The organism is Bradyrhizobium sp. STM 3557, from assembly GCF_045571465.1.
In the GTDB taxonomy this organism is placed as follows: domain Bacteria; phylum Pseudomonadota; class Alphaproteobacteria; order Rhizobiales; family Xanthobacteraceae; genus Bradyrhizobium.
Map to the genome: position 1 here is coordinate 67217 of NZ_CP120697.1, position 15882 is coordinate 83098.

13 protein-coding genes are annotated in these 15882 nt (G+C 65.5%); 11 read left to right on the plus strand and 2 right to left on the minus strand.

Going from position 1 to position 15882, the window contains the following annotated elements; all coding sequences use genetic code 11:
- Nucleotides 1–113: 113 nt before the first annotated feature.
- Nucleotides 114–1247, plus strand: a complete 1134-nt coding sequence (locus P6U24_RS00300) for a M20 family metallopeptidase (RefSeq protein WP_407157237.1) — start codon at nucleotides 114–116, stop codon at nucleotides 1245–1247.
- On the plus strand, nucleotides 1244–1978 hold the full coding sequence (gene trmB / locus P6U24_RS00305; RefSeq protein ID WP_407157238.1) for a tRNA (guanosine(46)-N7)-methyltransferase TrmB: 735 nt from the start codon (nucleotides 1244–1246) through the stop codon (nucleotides 1976–1978). The genes P6U24_RS00300 and trmB overlap by 4 nt, the downstream gene beginning before the upstream one ends.
- A gap of 350 nt (nucleotides 1979–2328) precedes the next feature.
- Here trmB and P6U24_RS00310 read toward each other — a convergent pair whose 3' ends face one another.
- Nucleotides 2329–3405 carry a DUF2336 domain-containing protein gene (locus P6U24_RS00310; protein ID WP_407157239.1) on the minus strand — a complete coding sequence of 359 codons (1077 nt, stop codon included), beginning with the start codon at nucleotides 3403–3405 and terminating at the stop codon, nucleotides 2329–2331.
- Nucleotides 3406–3792: 387 nt separating this feature from the next.
- Between P6U24_RS00310 and rimP the strand changes: the two genes are divergently transcribed.
- The 9 genes from rimP (at nucleotide 3793) to P6U24_RS00355 (ending at nucleotide 15017) form a co-directional block, all read left to right on the plus strand.
- Nucleotides 3793–4557 (plus strand): ribosome maturation factor RimP, encoded by a 765-nt coding sequence (gene rimP / locus P6U24_RS00315; RefSeq protein WP_407157240.1) that lies wholly within the window; start codon nucleotides 3793–3795, stop codon nucleotides 4555–4557.
- A gap of 13 nt (nucleotides 4558–4570) precedes the next feature.
- Nucleotides 4571–6187, plus strand: coding sequence for a transcription termination factor NusA (gene nusA / locus P6U24_RS00320; RefSeq protein WP_407157241.1), 1617 nt, complete (start codon nucleotides 4571–4573; stop codon nucleotides 6185–6187).
- A 69-nt stretch (nucleotides 6188–6256) separates the two neighbouring features.
- Nucleotides 6257–6958 carry an RNA-binding protein gene (locus P6U24_RS00325; RefSeq protein WP_407157242.1) on the plus strand — a complete coding sequence of 234 codons (702 nt, stop codon included), beginning with the start codon at nucleotides 6257–6259 and terminating at the stop codon, nucleotides 6956–6958.
- Nucleotides 6959–7022: 64 nt separating this feature from the next.
- Nucleotides 7023–9785, plus strand: a complete 2763-nt coding sequence (infB, locus tag P6U24_RS00330; protein ID WP_407157243.1) for a translation initiation factor IF-2 — start codon at nucleotides 7023–7025, stop codon at nucleotides 9783–9785.
- 176 nt (nucleotides 9786–9961) lie between these two features.
- Entirely contained in the window at nucleotides 9962–10378 is a 417-nt protein-coding gene (gene rbfA, locus P6U24_RS00335) for a 30S ribosome-binding factor RbfA (RefSeq protein ID WP_407157244.1), read from the plus strand.
- A complete protein-coding gene (gene truB, locus P6U24_RS00340; protein WP_407157245.1) occupies nucleotides 10378–11487 on the plus strand; it encodes a tRNA pseudouridine(55) synthase TruB in 1110 nt (369 codons plus the stop codon). The genes rbfA and truB overlap by 1 nt, the downstream gene beginning before the upstream one ends.
- A gap of 2 nt (nucleotides 11488–11489) precedes the next feature.
- Nucleotides 11490–11759: a 30S ribosomal protein S15 gene (rpsO, locus tag P6U24_RS00345; protein ID WP_407157246.1), complete on the plus strand. Its 270-nt coding sequence runs from the start codon at nucleotides 11490–11492 to the stop codon at nucleotides 11757–11759.
- A 356-nt stretch (nucleotides 11760–12115) separates the two neighbouring features.
- Complete coding sequence (gene pnp / locus P6U24_RS00350) at nucleotides 12116–14284, plus strand: polyribonucleotide nucleotidyltransferase (protein WP_407157247.1); 2169 nt, start codon at nucleotides 12116–12118, stop codon at nucleotides 14282–14284.
- A gap of 268 nt (nucleotides 14285–14552) precedes the next feature.
- Nucleotides 14553–15017, plus strand: coding sequence for a GNAT family N-acetyltransferase (locus P6U24_RS00355; protein WP_407157248.1), 465 nt, complete (start codon nucleotides 14553–14555; stop codon nucleotides 15015–15017).
- Between the two features lie 3 nt (nucleotides 15018–15020).
- Here the strand turns inward: P6U24_RS00355 and fabI are convergent, their stop codons facing one another.
- Entirely contained in the window at nucleotides 15021–15818 is a 798-nt protein-coding gene (gene fabI, locus P6U24_RS00360; protein WP_407157249.1) for an enoyl-ACP reductase FabI, read from the minus strand.
- Nucleotides 15819–15882: the final 64 nt, after the last annotated feature.

Below are 15882 nucleotides of genomic sequence, written 5' to 3' on the forward strand. Positions count from 1 at the left end.
CGTTCTCTGCCACATCGTCGTCGGGTTGCCGCAAGGAAACCCGAAGTGTGGCACAAGAGAAATGCCGGTTATAACGATATAACGAGAATCCATCACATCGAGCGATGCCACTCATGACCGCCTCCGCATCAAATCCCTTCGACAGCAAGGACATCCTCGACGGCATTCGCCGCTGGGTCGAGATCGAGACGCCGACCGATGCGCCCGACCAGGTCAACCGCCTCGCGACACTGGTCGCCGACGGCTATCGCGACCTGCCCGCGACGATCGAGCGTGTTGCAGGCCGCGACGGCTGCGGAGACCATCTGATCGCTCGTTCATCGTGGGGGCAGGACGCGCCCGGCATCCTGGTGCTGAGCCATCTCGACACCGTGCATCCGATCGGCTTCATCGATCGGCTGCCGTTCTCGATTGATGGTGACGTCGCCTTCGGCCCTGGCATCTACGACATGAAGGGCGGAGCGTATCTCGCCTATCGCGCTTTCCGGCAGATCTGCGCTGACGGCGCGCGCTCGCCGCTCGGCATCACACATCTGTTCGTGTCGGACGAGGAGATCGGCAGCCCGACGTCGCGGGTCCTGATCGAAGAGCTCGGCCACAACGCAAAATACGTGCTAGTGACCGAGCCGGCCCGCGATGGCGGCAAGATCGTCACAGGCCGCAAGGGCGTGGCGCGTTTCGACGTGTCGATCACTGGCGTGCCGGCCCATGCCGGCGCGAAACCTGAAGATGGCCGCAGCGCCATCCGCGAGCTCGCCAATGTCATCAACACACTCGAGGCTCTCAACGATCTGAAGCGTGGCGTCAGCGTGAATGTCGGCGTCGTCAGGGGCGGCACCCGGCCGAACGTGATCGCCGAACACGCTCACGCGGAGGTCGATGCGCGGCTGCCGACACAGGCGGACGCCGAGGAGATCATCCCGAAGATTCTCGGTCTCACCTCCAGGACGGAAGGCGTCACCGTGCAGGTGACGGGCGCGCTTAACCGGCCGCCTTATGAGAAGAGCAATGCCGGCGCGGCGTTGTTCGAGCATGCGAAGACACTGGCCAAAGAGCTCGGCTTCGACCTTGCCGACATGGTCACCGGCGGCGGCTCCGACGGCAATTTCACCGCGCCCTTTACCGCCACCCTCGACGGGCTTGGCGTCGACGGCAAGGGCGCGCATACACACTACGAACAGATGTATATTTCCTCGATCGAGCCGCGGACGCGGCTCCTGTATCGGCTGTATCAGACCCTGCTATGAACGCTGCCGCTCACATTCGAGACAACCACGGTTCGGGTGCCCCCGACGAGGCGCATCGTCATGGATCGTTCTTTGGCCGGCGCAAGGGTCACAAGCTCCGTACGCATCAGGCCGATCTGATCGATCATCTGCTGCCCAGACTCGCGCTCGATATCAAGGCGCCGCCGCCGGCTGCGCCATTGGATCTATTTGACCCGAAAGCGGCTGAGCTGCGGCTCGAAATCGGTTTCGGCGGCGGCGAGCATCTTGTCGCCGAGGCACGCTCGTTCCCGAGCACCGGCTTCATCGGCTGCGAGCCCTACATCAACGGCATGGCCAAGATCCTGGCGCAGATCGAGGCCCACGATATTCATAATATTCGCCTGTTCGCCGGCGACGCCGCCGAGCTGCTCGCCTGGCTGCCACCGCAATCGCTGTCGCGGATCGATCTGATCCATCCCGACCCCTGGCCGAAGCGGCGGCACTGGAAGCGCCGCTTCGTGCAGGACGCCACCATAGCCGCGATGGCGCGCGTGCTCAGGAGCGGCGGCGAATTCCGCTTCGTCAGCGACATCGACACCTATTGCGACTGGACGCTCTGGCATCTGTTGCGCTCGCCGGACTTCGCCTGGACCGCGGAGCGCGCCGACGACTGGCGCCTGCCCTGGCCCGGCTACACCATGACGCGCTACGGCCAGAAGGCCACGCGCGAGGGCCGCGTCGCAAGCTATCTGCGCTTTCGCAGGAGGTAGCAGCGCGCAAGCAGCTCGGCTGTGTTACACCGCGACGGCCGACGTTACATTACGCGGGGAAACGACATCGTATCAAAGAACCTAGTTGGCTCTGATATCGCCGCAGCGATGGTGCACCCTCTCCCCTTGTGGGAGAGGGTGGGGCGAATGAGCGCAGCGAAATTCGCACCGGGTGAGGGGTTATCTCGGCATTTGCAAACGCGGATAGAGACCCCTCACCCGCCTTCGATGCTTCGCATCTCGGGCACCCTCTCCCACAAGGGGAGAGGGTGCACCGAGCGCTTGGCGACAATTTTGAACTAATTGCGTAATCCCAACCTAATTAGTCCGTAAGTGTTAGTACCTTGCCTCTAATGCCGCGCCTTCCAGAACGTGACGACACGCTCGGCGGTCGTGGGTACAAGCCGCGCGTAGTTGATGCGCGCCGCGTCGATGTCGACCGGTGCGGGAATTCGTTTCGGACCGAGCCGCATCAGGATCAACGCATGCACTGTTGTCCATTCGAGCCCGATGGTGCGCCCGACGATCAGGACCGGATCGTGACGCGGCCCGGACACCAGGCGGTCGAGCGCCTCGATCTTGATGCCCGACATCGCCGCCAGCGTCGCGACCGTCTCCTCATACTGATGGCGCCGTGCAAAACCGAGCAGGGCGCTCTCGTTCAGGCCGCCGGCCTGATACAGCGCCAGCACCGTTCGTTGCGCCGGCACGAAATTGCGCTTGCCCGCGACCGGCGCGCCCTTACCGGCGAGCTCGGCCATCATCTGCTCGATCTTGGCCTGGCGCTCCGGCTTGACGATGTCGGCGAGACGCCGCCGGATCGCGCCATGCGCACTGGCGAGCAGCGTCTTCAGATGCGCATCCGGCAGATCGTCGCGGCGCCCGACCGCGAGCGTGAGCACGCCGTCCTTGCCGGCACGGCCAACCAGCTCGGAATAGCCTGTGGCCGAGAACCGCGCGCCGTCATTGCTGGCGGTGCGCCTGACCACGTCGCGGTCGCCGCGGCGGACCAGCACGTCGGTGAGCCTTGGCGGCAGGCTCGGCCGCTCTGACATCGCCAGCAGATGGCCCTGCCCCTTGGCATGCGCGATCTCGACCAGCTCGTCCTCGTCCAGCACGGGCGAGCGCCGCAGCAAAGGTCCGGCCACCATGATCTCGTTCTCGCGTGCCAGCCGCCCGACCAGCACGCGCGGCGCCCGCTTCAGCCGCGACAGCCGCTCTGCCAGATCGACCCGCGCATGGGTGTCGGCATGCGGAACGAGGTCGATCAAAAGTCCGTCAAACAAATCGATGTGTCTGGGCGGCAGCGCCTCGGCGTCTTCGAAAAACAGGTCGGCGATGCGGCTGACGGCCTCCATGCGGCGTTCGGGAGCGCCGTGCCTGACGATATCGTCAAGCCCCGGGATCAGCGAGGTGGCGGCAGTCATGGAACCTACTCGATACGCAACGCAACACGGCCGGCCCGGACGCATTAACCTTCGGTCAGGCCACCCAACCCTGGCAAAATCTAGCTGATCTTGGTGAAGGAAGGGTTAGGTCCCCGACGATGGCTGCCAGGCTAAAAACCCGCAAACGATATCCTTCGAACCCTTGCCGGATGCCGGCAAAACCGCTATATCACAGGCAACTTACAGGTTCTCATATACGATCGCGTAGTGAGAGTGGGCCCGTTCCGGACCCGCTCTTTTTTATTACTTGGACCGGCCCGCAAGCCCGCTGAGGGCGCCCTGGACCGGGACAGGCGGCGCGGTCGGCCTGGGCGGATGCCCGGCACAACACGCAAGACCGGACGCGAGCCACTGACCACAACGGATATGACCGAACCGACGTTCGCCCCTGTCGCACCCGACCTCTTGACCGAGCCGCGGCTCGTGGTCGAGCCGGGCGTGGCCGCGCGGGTTTCGGCAGTCGCCGAGCCGGTGCTGCAGGGCATGGGCTATCGGCTGGTGCGGATCCGCATTTCCGGCGAGGCCGGCTGCACAGTGCAGATCATGGCCGAGCGGCCCGACGGCTCGATGCAGCTGGAGGATTGCGAGGCGATATCGCGCGCGCTGTCCCCGGTGCTCGACATCGCCGATCCCATCGACCGCGCCTACCGGCTGGAAATTTCCTCCCCGGGCATCGACCGGCCGCTGGTGCGGCGTTCCGATTTCGAGCGCTTCGCCGGTCATCTGGTCAAGATCGAGATGGCGGTCGCCCATCAGAACCGCAAACGGTTTCGCGGCATTATCAAAGGCGTCGAGGGCGAGGCGGTGAGGATCACCCGCGACGATGTGCCGAAGGACCAGGAGGCGGACGTGCTGCTGCCGATGGCCGATATCGGCGAAGCCAAGCTGGTGCTGACCGACGAGCTGATCGCCGAGTCGATGCGCCGCGGCAAGGCAGCCGAGCGCGAGATGAAACGCGATCTCGGCCTTGCGCCGCCGCTGGCACCGCATGCCAAGCCGTCCGCAAAGCCGCAGAAGCCGATCGGCAAGGCGGCGAAGAAGCAGCTCGCCAAGAAACCACCGCCGAAGAACACCAAGCAACATCGCCTCGCCGGGATACGCGCGCGCAGAGGCGAGACCGATCCCGATTAGAGGAGACTGAGCCATGGCCGTCAGCGCCAACAGACTCGAACTGCTGCAGATCGCCGACGCGGTCGCGCGCGAGAAGTCGATCGACCGCGGCATCGTGATCGCGGCGATGGAGGATGCCATCGCCAAGGCCGCCCGCGCCCGTTACGGCAGCGAGACCGACGTCCATGCGGAGATCGACCCGAAGAAGGGCGAGCTGCGCCTGTCGCGCCACATGCTGGTGGTCGAGAAGGTCGAGAACGCGTCCAACCAGATCTCGCTGGACGACGCCCGCAGGGCCAATCCCGGCGCGCAGATCGGCGACACCATCGCCGACACGTTGCCGCCGCTGGAATATGGCCGCATCGCCGCACAGTCGGCCAAGCAGGTGATCGTGCAGAAGGTGCGCGAGGCCGAGCGCGACCGGCAGTATCAGGAGTTCAAGGACCGCATCGGCGACATCGTCAACGGCGTCGTCAAGCGCGTCGAATATGGCAGCGTGATCGTCGATCTCGGCCGCGGCGAGGCCATCATCCGCCGTGACGAGATGCTGCCGCGCGAGGTGTTCCGCAACGGCGACCGCGTCCGCGCCTACATCTTCGACGTCCGCCGCGAAACGCGCGGGCCTCAGATCTTCCTCTCCCGCACCCATCCGCAATTCATGGCGAAGCTGTTCGCGCAGGAAGTGCCAGAGATCTATGACGGCATCGTCGAGATCAAGGCGGTGGCGCGCGATCCCGGCTCGCGCGCGAAAATCGGCGTGGTGTCGCGCGACTCTTCGGTCGACCCGGTCGGCGCCTGCGTCGGCATGCGCGGCTCGCGCGTGCAGGCCGTGGTGAACGAACTGCAGGGCGAGAAGATCGACATCATCCCGTGGTCGCCCGACATCGCGACCTTCGTCGTCAACGCGCTGGCGCCGGCCGAGGTCGCCAAGGTCGTGATCGACGAGGACCGCGAGCGCATCGAGGTCGTGGTGCCCGACACCAACAACCAGCTGTCGCTGGCGATCGGCCGCCGCGGCCAGAACGTCCGCCTCGCCTCGCAGCTCACCGGCTGGGACATCGACATCCTGACCGAGCAGGAGGAATCGGAGCGCCGCCAGGCCGACTTCGAGAACTCCACCCGCGTCTTCATGGAATCGCTGAATGTCGACGAGGTGGTCGGTCAGCTGCTCGCCTCCGAAGGCTTCACCTCGGTCGAGGAGCTGGCGCTGGTCGATCTCAAGGATCTCGCCGGCATCGAAGGCTTCGACGAGGAAACGGCGACCGAGCTGCAGACCCGCGCCCGCGAGTTCCTGGAGCAGCAGGAGGCCGAGCTGGAGGCGCGGCGCAAGGAGCTCGGCGTCGAGGACGCGCTGAAGACGGTTCCGGGCGTCACCTCCAAGATGCTGGTCAAGTTCGGCGAGAACGACGTCAAGACGGTCGAGGAGCTCGCCGGCTGCGCCACCGACGATCTGGTCGGCTGGACCGAGCGCAAGGACGGCGGTGAGCCGACCAAGCATGCCGGCATTCTCGACGGGCTGGATGTCTCCCGAGACGACGCCGAAGCGATGGTCATGCAGGCCCGCGTCAAGGCCGGCTGGATCAGCGAGGCCGATCTCGCCAAGCAGACGGCCGAAGCTGAGGCCGAGGCCTCCGAGGGACAGCCGGCCTGACCGATGCGCCGTTCAAGGACGATCGCCACCATGACCCTGTGCGCCTGAGATGAGGAGCGCCCTTCCCGCATGCTCGCTATGGCCGACCCCGAGCTCGACAATGGACCGCGGACCGAAAAGTCCGCGACCATGCGCATGTGCGCGGTCAGCCGCGAGGTGCGGCCGATCGCGGAGCTGATCCGCTTCGTCGTCGCGCCCTCGGGCGAGGTCGTTCCTGACATCAAGCGCAAGCTCCCCGGCCGGGGTCTGTGGATCACCGCTTCGCGCCAGACGGTTGCGGAAGCGGTCCGCCGTCACCATTTCAGCCGGGGCTTCAAGAAGAACGTTCGCGTCGCGCCGACGCTTGCCGACCATACCGAGGCGCTGCTGGTGCGCGGCACCGTGGAGGCGCTCGCCATCGCCGCCAAGGCGGGGCAAGTCGTTACCGGCTTCGCCAAGGTCGAATCCGCCCTGTCGCAGCCACAGGGCAGGTCCGCGCTAGCGGCGCTGATCCACGCGGCCGACGGCGCCGCCGACGGAATCCGCAAGCTCGATGCGCTCGCGCGCCAGATCGAAGCCGGCAAGGGATCGGCCCCGGCCCTTCCGATCGTCACGTGCTTGACTTCGGAAGAATTGGATTTGGCACTAGGGCGGGCAAATGTGATACATGCTGCCGTGCTCGCGGGCCCGGCGAGCAGGACATTCCTGTCGCGCAGCCAGATCCTGGTCCGATACCGGCTGGCCGATGCTGACAAGACTGCCGGAACCGCGGCCAGGAATTCGAAGATATAGCGACGATTTGCACGAATGGGACGGTGCGGCTTCCGCACCCAGGTAACTAGATTGGGACGACTGAATGGCTGACAACAACACTCCGGGCGACAAGAAACTGAGTGTCCCGAGCAAGACCTTGACGCTCAAGCCGCGCGTCGAGACTGGCACGGTGCGCCAGAGCTTCCCGCACGGCCGGAGCAAGCAGGTGGTGGTCGAGAAGCGCGGCAAGCGCCGGATCGGCGATGGCGCGCCCGAGGCGCCGCACGCGCCCGAGCCGGTCGTCGCCAAGGCGCCGCCGCCACCGCCAGCAGGCTCTCGCCCCTCCGGTCCCCGGCCGTCGGGCGGGCCTTCGCAGCGCGGAGGCTCCGGTGTCGTGCTGCGAACCCTGACCGAGGACGAGCGGTCCGCGCGCGCCAGCGCGCTGGCCGATGCGCGCGTTCGCGACATCGAGGAGCGTCGCCAGGCCGAGGAAGAGGCGCGGCGTCGTGCCGAGCGCGAGGCTGCCGAACGCGCCGAGCGAGAGGCCGCCGAAGCCCGCCGCAAGGCCGAGGAAGAGCGGCATCGCCAGGAAGAAGAAGCCCGCCGCAAGGCCGAGCAGGAGGCCAAGAAGCGTTTTGGCGAGGGCGAGGGGCGGCCGCAGGCCGCAGCAGCGCCGCAGCCGGCGGCCGCAGCCCCGGCGCGTCCGGCGTCCGCGCCCGGCCGGCCGATCGGCGCTCCCGGCAGCCGCCCGCCGCAGATCGGTCCGAGCTCCCGCCCCGGCGGCGCGCAGCCGGCCGGTGCGCGCACGGCGGCCGCGGCTGCTGCCAAGCCCGCAGGTGGCCCTCTCGGCCGCACCCCGGTTGCCGCCGAGGCGGACGATGACGAGGGACCACGCCAGATCCGGCGCGGCCCGGGCGGCGCCGCGCGCCCCGTCATGGCGCCGAAGACGACGCACAAGCCCGCGCCGCAGAAGCAGCGCGGCCGCCTGACCGTCGTCACCGCACTCAATGCCGACGATGTGCGCGAGCGCTCGATCGCTTCGTTCCGCCGCCGCACCCAGCGCCTGAAAGGTCATTCCGCGAACGAGCAGAAGGAAAAACTGGTCCGCGAGGTGACGATCCCGGAAGCCATCACCATCCAGGAACTGGCGAACCGGATGTCGGAGCGCGCGGTCGACGTCATCCGCATGCTGATGAAGCAGGGCGCGATGCACAAGATCACCGACGTGATCGATGCCGACACCGCGCAGCTGATCGCCGAAGAGCTCGGCCATACGGTGAAGCGCGTGGCAGCCTCGGACGTCGAGGAGGGCCTGTTCGACGTCGTCGACGATTCCACCGATACCGAGCCGCGCTCGCCTGTCGTGACCGTGATGGGTCACGTCGACCACGGCAAGACCTCGCTGCTCGACGCGCTGCGCCACGCCAACGTGGTGTCGGGCGAGGCCGGCGGCATCACCCAGCATATCGGTGCCTATCAGGTGACCGCGCCCGACTCGGGCAAGAAGATCACCTTCATCGACACGCCGGGCCACGCCGCGTTCACCGCGATGCGCGCCCGCGGAGCCAAGGTCACCGACATCGTCGTGCTGGTGGTCGCGGCCGATGACGGCGTGATGCCGCAGACGATCGAGGCCATCAACCACGCCAAGGCGGCGAAGGTGCCGATGATCGTCGCGATCAACAAGATCGACAAGCCGGATGCCCGGCCCGAGCGCGTCCGCACCGAGCTGTTGCAGCACGAGGTGCAGGTGGAATCGCTCGGCGGCGATGTCGTCGACGTCGAGGTCTCCGCCAAGAACAAGACCAATCTCGATCGTCTCTTGGAGATGATCGCGCTGCAGGCCGAGATCCTCGACCTGAAGACCAATTCGGATCGCCCGGCCGAAGGCACCGTGATCGAGGCCAAGCTCGACCGCGGCCGTGGTCCGGTTGCCACCGTGCTGGTTCAGCGCGGCACGCTCCGGGTCGGCGATATCATCGTCGCCGGCGCCGAGATGGGCCGCGTCCGCGCACTGATCTCGGACCAGGGCGAGACCTTGCAGGAGGCCGGCCCGTCGGTGCCGGTCGAGGTGCTCGGCTTCAACGGTCCGCCGGAGGCCGGCGATCGTCTCGCCGTCGTCGAGAACGAGGCCCGTGCCCGCCAGGTCACGAGCTATCGTGCGCACCAGAAGCGCGAGAACGCCGCCGCCAACGTCTCCGGCATGCGCGGCTCGCTCGAGCAGATGATGTCGCAGTTGAAGACGGCGGGCCGCAAGGAATTCCCGCTGATCGTCAAGGCCGACGTGCAGGGCTCGCTGGAAGCCATTCTCGGCTCGCTGGAGAAGCTCGGCACCGAGGAGGTCGCCGCCCGCATCCTGCATGCCGGCGTCGGCGGCATCAGCGAATCCGACGTGACGCTTGCCGAAGGTTTCAACGCAGCGATCATCGGCTTCTCGGTACGTGCCAACAAGGAGGCCGCAGCGGCCGCCAAGCGCAACGGCATCGAGATCCGCTACTACAACATCATCTACGACCTCGTGGACGACGTGAAGAAGGCGATGAGCGGCCTGCTTGCGCCGACGCTGCGCGAGACCATGCTCGGCAATGCGCAGATCCTGGAGGTGTTCAACATCTCCAAGGTCGGCAAGGTCGCGGGCTGCCGGGTCACCGATGGCACCGTGGAGCGCGGCGCCAATGTCCGCCTGATCCGCGACAACGTCGTGGTTCACGAGGGCAAGCTGTCGACCTTGAAGCGGTTCAAGGACGAGGTGAAGGAAGTGCAGGCCGGCCAGGAATGCGGCATGGCCTTCGAGAACTACGGCGACATGCGTGTCGGCGACATCATCGAATGTTATCGCGTGGAGACGATCCAGCGCTCGCTGTAAGTCCAAATCTTACGAGCGGTGGAATGGAAAGCGAGCTGGTGCCCCGGACGATGCGGGGCACCAGAGCTCGTTGAACTCTGGCATCTCGTTGAACTCGATAGAGCGTCGTTGAACTCATCAAGATTGGCCTCAGCTCACCTGCGCATCGCCGCGGGTCGTGACCATTGGATATTGAAATGCCACGCCATCATCAGAGGGGAAGCGCCGCGTCCGGCGGCTCGCAGCGACAGCTCCGCGTCGCCGAGACCGTGCGCCACGCTGTCGCCGAGATTCTTTCACACGGTAGCGCGCACGACCCGGACCTCGAGGGACACATCATTACGGTGCCCGAGGTGCGGATGTCGCCAGACCTGAAGCTCGCAACCATTTACGTGATGCCGCTGGGCGGACGCGACACGGAGATCGTGCTCGCGGCGCTGGAGCGCAACAAGAAGAGCCTGCGCGGCGAGATCGCGCGTCGCGTTAACCTGAAATTTGCACCCGAGATTCGCTTCCGCGTCGACGAACGATTCGATGAAGCGGAACGGATCGAGAAATTACTGCGAACACCCGCGGTGCAGAGAGACCTTAATTCGGATTCGGATGAGACCTGATGACTATGCGCCCCGAAGCCGGCACGATTGATTCGACAATCGCCGCGGCCGACGACGTCAAAAAGAATAATTTCCCGAGCGAGCGTGCCCCGCGCGACAACAACGATCCGCGCAACAAGCAGCGCCAAGGAAACAATCAGCGTGGCGGCCAGCCGCGCCGCGACCGCCGTGACATCCACGGCTGGGTCGTGCTCGACAAGCCGATCGGCATGACCTCCACGCAGGCCGTCGCAGTGGCCAAGCGGCTGTTCCAGGCCAAGCGCGCAGGCCATGCCGGCACGCTCGATCCGCTCGCCTCGGGGGGCTTGCCGATCGCGCTCGGCGAGGCCACCAAGACGGTTCCCTTCGTGATGGACGGCCGCAAGCGCTACCGCTTCACGGTGACCTGGGGCGAGGAACGCGATACCGACGACACAGAGGGCCTGACGGTGCAAACCAGCGAGATCAGGCCGAGCGCGGAGGCGATTCGCAGCCTGCTGCCCCGCTTCACCGGCCTGATCGAGCAGACCCCGCCGCGCTATTCGGCGATCAAGGTCCAGGGCGAGCGGGCCTACGACCTGGCACGCGACGGCGAGGTGGTCGAGCTGGCCCCGCGGCCGGTCGAGATCCACGAATTAACCCTTATCGAACAGACAGATGCCTCCCATTCGGTGTTCGAGGCCGAATGCGGCAAGGGAACCTATGTCCGGGCGCTGGCCCGCGATATGGGCCGCCTGCTCGGCTGCTACGGCCATATCAGCGCGCTCCGGCGCACCCTGGTCGGTCCATTTACCGAGAACGACATGATTCCGCTGGAACAGTTGGAGGCTTTATGCAATAGAGCCGCGTCCGGCGAGGGTAGCCTCGCCGACGCGCTTTTGCCCGTTGAGACCGCGCTGGACGACATCCCGGCACTGGCCGTCACTCGGGCTGATGCGGCAAGGCTCCACAGGGGCCAGGCCGTTTTGTTGCGCGGACGGGATGCGCCCAATACGAGCGGCACAGTCTATGTCACGGTCGCAGGCCGCCTTTTGGCGCTTGCCGAAATTGGCAATGGCGAACTCATCCCCAAGCGCGTGTTCAACCTGACCGGACTGACAGCCAGCTCCGGTCGCAACGAAAGAGATTGACGATGTCGATTACCGCCGAGCGCAAAGCGGAAATCATCAAGGCGAACGCCACCAAGGCCGGCGACACCGGTTCGCCCGAGGTGCAGGTTGCGATCCTGTCGGAACGCATCAACAACCTGACCGGCCATTTCAAGACCCACGGCAAGGACAACCATTCCCGCCGCGGCCTCCTGAAGCTGGTGTCGACCCGCCGTTCGCTGCTCGACTACCTGAAGAAGACCGACGAGGCACGCTACAAGGCGCTGCTCGAGAAGCACAACATCCGTCGTTGAGCTTTTGTTCGGAGGTGACGCGCGCCTGATAAGCGCGCGTTTTTGCATGATCCTGCGAAGTGCCTGAAGTGGCCCTCGTGTATCGGGATCGTGCGTTGAAAGGCGGAGCCGGATATGCCGGACCAGCAGGTCCAGCCGGCTCCGTGGACTGTGCAGTGCGTTCCAGCAGCAATCCGGCCGCTGGGCGTGACGGGCAAGGTGCCCGTTATCTACGGGAAGGATGGACGCCATCCGAAATATGAAAACCATGGCAGGATCGCCGGACGCTGATCCCATTTCAGCGTCCCGCCATCTTGCGCATGGTTTTTGTGTTTCTGGGGCGCCGTTCTTCGCCGACCTCATGAAAGAAGATATCAATGTTCAATAAGCATTCCGTCGAGATCGACTGGGGTGGACGCCCCCTCAAGCTTGAAACCGGCAAGATCGCCCGCCAGGCCGACGGCGCCGTGGTCGCCACCTATGGCGAGACCGTGGTGCTCGCGACCGTCGTCGCCGCCAAGGCGCCGCGCGAGGGCGTCGACTTCCTGCCGCTCACCGTCGACTATCAGGAGAAGGCCTATGCCGCGGGCCGCATTCCCGGCGGCTACTTCAAGCGCGAGGGCCGTCCGACCGAGAAGGAGACGCTGGTCTCCCGCCTGATCGACCGTCCGATCCGCCCGTTGTTCGTCGATGCTTGGCGCAACGAGACCCAGGTGATCGTCACGACCCTGTCCCACGACATGGAGAACGATCCGGACATCCTGGCAATGGTGGCGGCTTCTGCCGCGCTGACGCTCTCCGGCGTGCCGTTCAAGGGCCCGATTGGAGCCGCCCGCGTCGGCTTCGCCAATGACGAATACGTGCTCAACCCGACGCTGGACGAGATGACCGACACCCAGCTCGATCTGGTGGTCGCCGGCACCTCGGACGCGGTGCTGATGGTGGAATCGGAGGCCAAGGAGCTGAACGAGGACATCATGCTGGGCGCCGTGATGTTCGGCCACCGGCATTTCCAGCCGGTTATCAACGCCATCATCGAGCTCGCCGAGAAGGCAGCCAAGGAGCCGCGCGAGGTTGCGATCATCGACAACAGCGCGATCGAGAAGGAGATGCTCGGCATTGTCGAGCAGGACTTGCGCAAGGCGTATGCGATCCCGGTCAAGCAGGAGCGCTATGCCGCGGTTGCCGCCGCCAAGGAAAAGGTGCTCGCGCACTTCTTCCCGGAAGGCGCCGAGCCGAAATACGAAAAGCTCCGCGTCGCCGACGTGTTCAAGGAGCTCGAGGCCAAGATCGTTCGCTGGAACATCCTGGACACCGGCCGCCGCATCGACGGCCGCGACGTCAAGACCGTGCGCAATATCGTCTGCGAGGTCGGCGTGCTGCCGCGCGCCCACGGTTCGGCGCTGTTCACCCGCGGCGAGACCCAGGCGCTGGTCGTGACCACGCTCGGCACCGGCGAGGACGAGCAGTACATCGACGCGCTGTCGGGGACGTACAAGGAAACGTTCCTGCTGCATTACAACTTCCCGCCCTACTCGGTCGGCGAGACCGGTCGCCTCGGCGGCACTAAGCGCCGCGAGATCGGCCACGGCAAGCTGGCCTGGCGCGCCATCCACCCGGTGCTGCCGCCGCACCATGAATTCCCCTACACGGTGCGTGTGGTCTCCGAGATCACCGAATCCAACGGCTCCTCTTCGATGGCCACCGTCTGCGGTTCGTCGCTGGCGCTGATGGATGCCGGCGTGCCGCTGAAGCGGCCGACGGCCGGCATCGCGATGGGCCTCATCCTCGAGGACAAGCGCTACGCTGTGCTGTCCGACATCCTTGGCGACGAGGACCATCTCGGCGACATGGACTTCAAGGTCGCGGGCACCGAGAGCGGCATCACCTCCCTGCAGATGGACATCAAGATCGAGGGCATCACCGAGGAGATCATGCGGGTGGCGCTGGCGCAGGCCAGAGACGGCCGCATCCACATCCTCGGCGAGATGTCGAAGGCATTGACGGCCGCTCGCGCCGAGCTCGGCGAATACGCTCCGCGCATCGAGACCTTCAAGATCGCCACCGACAAGATCCGCGAAGTGATCGGCACCGGCGGCAAGGTGATCCGCGAGATCGTCGAGAAGACCGGCGCCAAGGTCAACATCGAGGACGATGGCACCGTGAAGGTCGCCTCCAACGACGGCGAGGCGATGAAGGCGGCCATCAAGTGGATCAAGTCGATCGCCTCCGATCCGGAGGTCGGCCAGATCTATGACGGCACCGTCGTCAAGGTGATGGAGTTCGGCGCCTTCGTGAACTTCTTCGGTTCGCGTGACGGCCTGGTGCACATCTCCCAGCTCGCCGACAAGCGCGTGCAGAAGACCTCCGACGTCGTCAAGGAAGGCGACAAGGTCAAGGTCAAGCTGCTGGGCTTCGACGACCGCGGCAAGACCCGGCTGTCGATGAAGGCGGTCGACCAGACCACCGGCGAGGACCTCGAGGCCAAGCAGAAGGCCGAAGCGGCGGCTCAAGCCGACGCTCCGCGCGAGGCCGCTGGCGAGTAACTCTCGCAGAGATCAAGACATCAAAGGGCGGTCCGCAAGGGCCGCCTTTTTTGTTTGAAGATTTGATCGTCGCAGCGGCGCCACGCGCCCGAACAAAACTGCCGTTGAGGCGCAACACCAACTGTCGCGCCGTCATTGCGAGCGAAGCGAAGCAATCCAGACCCTCTCCTCGCAAAGATTCTGGATTGCTTCGTCGCTTCGCTCCTCGCAATGACGGAGTAATTGCATCATGATCAGGTCGTCGCGTGAAACTTTGAGATCGCAGCTCATGCCCGAGCCGACCATTCGCTCCGCCCGCCCTGACGAATACGACGCTATCGCAAAGCTATGGATGGAGAGCTGGTGCTCGACCGGACTGGAAGCTCCAAGCGGGAAGCTGCTCGCCATCTTGAAAGAGCGCGTCCCGCGTGAGATCGCGAACGGCTGGAGCCTCTATGTCGCCGACGATGGCGGCGCACTCGCCGCGATGCTCGCCTTGCACGTGCCCAAGCTCTATCTCGACCAGCTCATGATCGCGCCGTCGCATCAAGGCCAGTCGCTCGGGCGTTACCTGCTCGCTTTCACCCGCGAATTGTTGCCCGACGAGATCTGGCTGCGCTGCGCTGTTGGCAACGAGAAGGCCTGGCGCTGGTATGAGCGCGAAGGGTTCGTGCTGGAGAAGGAAGAGGCCGATCCAACGCACGGCCGGATGATGAAATATTATCGCTGGAAGCGGCCCGCCGCGGCCCGCTGAAGCTCACTCCGGCGGCAGGTTCTCCGGGCGCGGCTGCAGCACGATGTTGAAGCCGGAATCGACGTAGTGGATCTCGCCGGTGACGCCGCCGGAGAGATCCGACAGCAGATAGAGCGAGGAGCCGCCAAGCTCGTCCAGCGTGACGCCGCGGCCGAGCGGCGAATGCTTTTGCTGATAGGCGAACATCGCGCGGGCATCGCCGATCACGGAGCCGGCGAGCGTGCGCACCGGCCCGGCCGAGATCGCGTTGACCCTGATGCCGGAGGGACCGAAATCGGAGGCGAGATAGCGCACCGAGGATTCCAGTGCCGCCTTGGCGACACCCATCACATTGTAGTTCGGCATCGCCCGCATCGAGGCGCCGAAGGTCAGCGTGATCATCGCGCCGCCATTGCTCATCAAGGGCGCCGCGCGCTTGGCTACCTCGGTGAAAGAGAAGCACGAGATCAGCATGGTGCGCAGGAAGTTCTCGCGCGTGGTGTCGGCATAGCGGCCGCGCAGCTCGTTCTTGTCGGTGAAGCCGATTGCATGGACCAGGAAATCCATTGCGCCCCAGCTCGTGCGCAGCTTGTCGAACACGGCATCGACGCTGGCGATGTCCTCGACCTCGCAAGGCAGCACGATGTCGGAGCCGACCGACTGCGCAAGCGGCCGCAGGCGCTTCGCCTGGGCGTCTCCCTGATAGGTGAAGGCCATCTCGGCGCCATGAGCCGCGAGCGCCTTGGCGATGCCCCAGGCGATCGAATGATCATTGGCGATGCCCATGACCAGCCCGCGCTTGCCCTTCATCAGTCCATGCATCGTCACCACTCTCTACGTCGCCGGGCCGGCATTGTGTCACGAAGCGTCCGAAGACGCCAATGGC

Bases quoted from the DNA above. Each gene is read 5' to 3' on its own strand.
- rbfA (WP_407157244.1), top strand. From the start codon at position 9,962: ATGCCACGCCATCATCAGAGGGGAAGCGCCGCGTCCGGCGGCTCGCAG.
- rimP (WP_407157240.1), top strand. From the start codon at position 3,793: ATGACCGAACCGACGTTCGCCCCTGTCGCACCCGACCTCTTGACCGAG.
- P6U24_RS00310 (WP_407157239.1), bottom strand. From the start codon at position 3,405: ATGACTGCCGCCACCTCGCTGATCCCGGGGCTTGACGATATCGTCAGG.
- nusA (WP_407157241.1), top strand. From the start codon at position 4,571: ATGGCCGTCAGCGCCAACAGACTCGAACTGCTGCAGATCGCCGACGCG.
- rpsO (WP_407157246.1), top strand. From the start codon at position 11,490: ATGTCGATTACCGCCGAGCGCAAAGCGGAAATCATCAAGGCGAACGCC.
- fabI (WP_407157249.1), bottom strand. From the start codon at position 15,818: ATGCATGGACTGATGAAGGGCAAGCGCGGGCTGGTCATGGGCATCGCC.
- trmB (WP_407157238.1), top strand. From the start codon at position 1,244: ATGAACGCTGCCGCTCACATTCGAGACAACCACGGTTCGGGTGCCCCC.
- truB (WP_407157245.1), top strand. From the start codon at position 10,378: ATGACTATGCGCCCCGAAGCCGGCACGATTGATTCGACAATCGCCGCG.
- P6U24_RS00300 (WP_407157237.1), top strand. From the start codon at position 114: ATGACCGCCTCCGCATCAAATCCCTTCGACAGCAAGGACATCCTCGAC.
- P6U24_RS00355 (WP_407157248.1), top strand. From the start codon at position 14,553: ATGCCCGAGCCGACCATTCGCTCCGCCCGCCCTGACGAATACGACGCT.
- pnp (WP_407157247.1), top strand. From the start codon at position 12,116: ATGTTCAATAAGCATTCCGTCGAGATCGACTGGGGTGGACGCCCCCTC.
- P6U24_RS00325 (WP_407157242.1), top strand. From the start codon at position 6,257: ATGCTCGCTATGGCCGACCCCGAGCTCGACAATGGACCGCGGACCGAA.
- infB (WP_407157243.1), top strand. From the start codon at position 7,023: ATGGCTGACAACAACACTCCGGGCGACAAGAAACTGAGTGTCCCGAGC.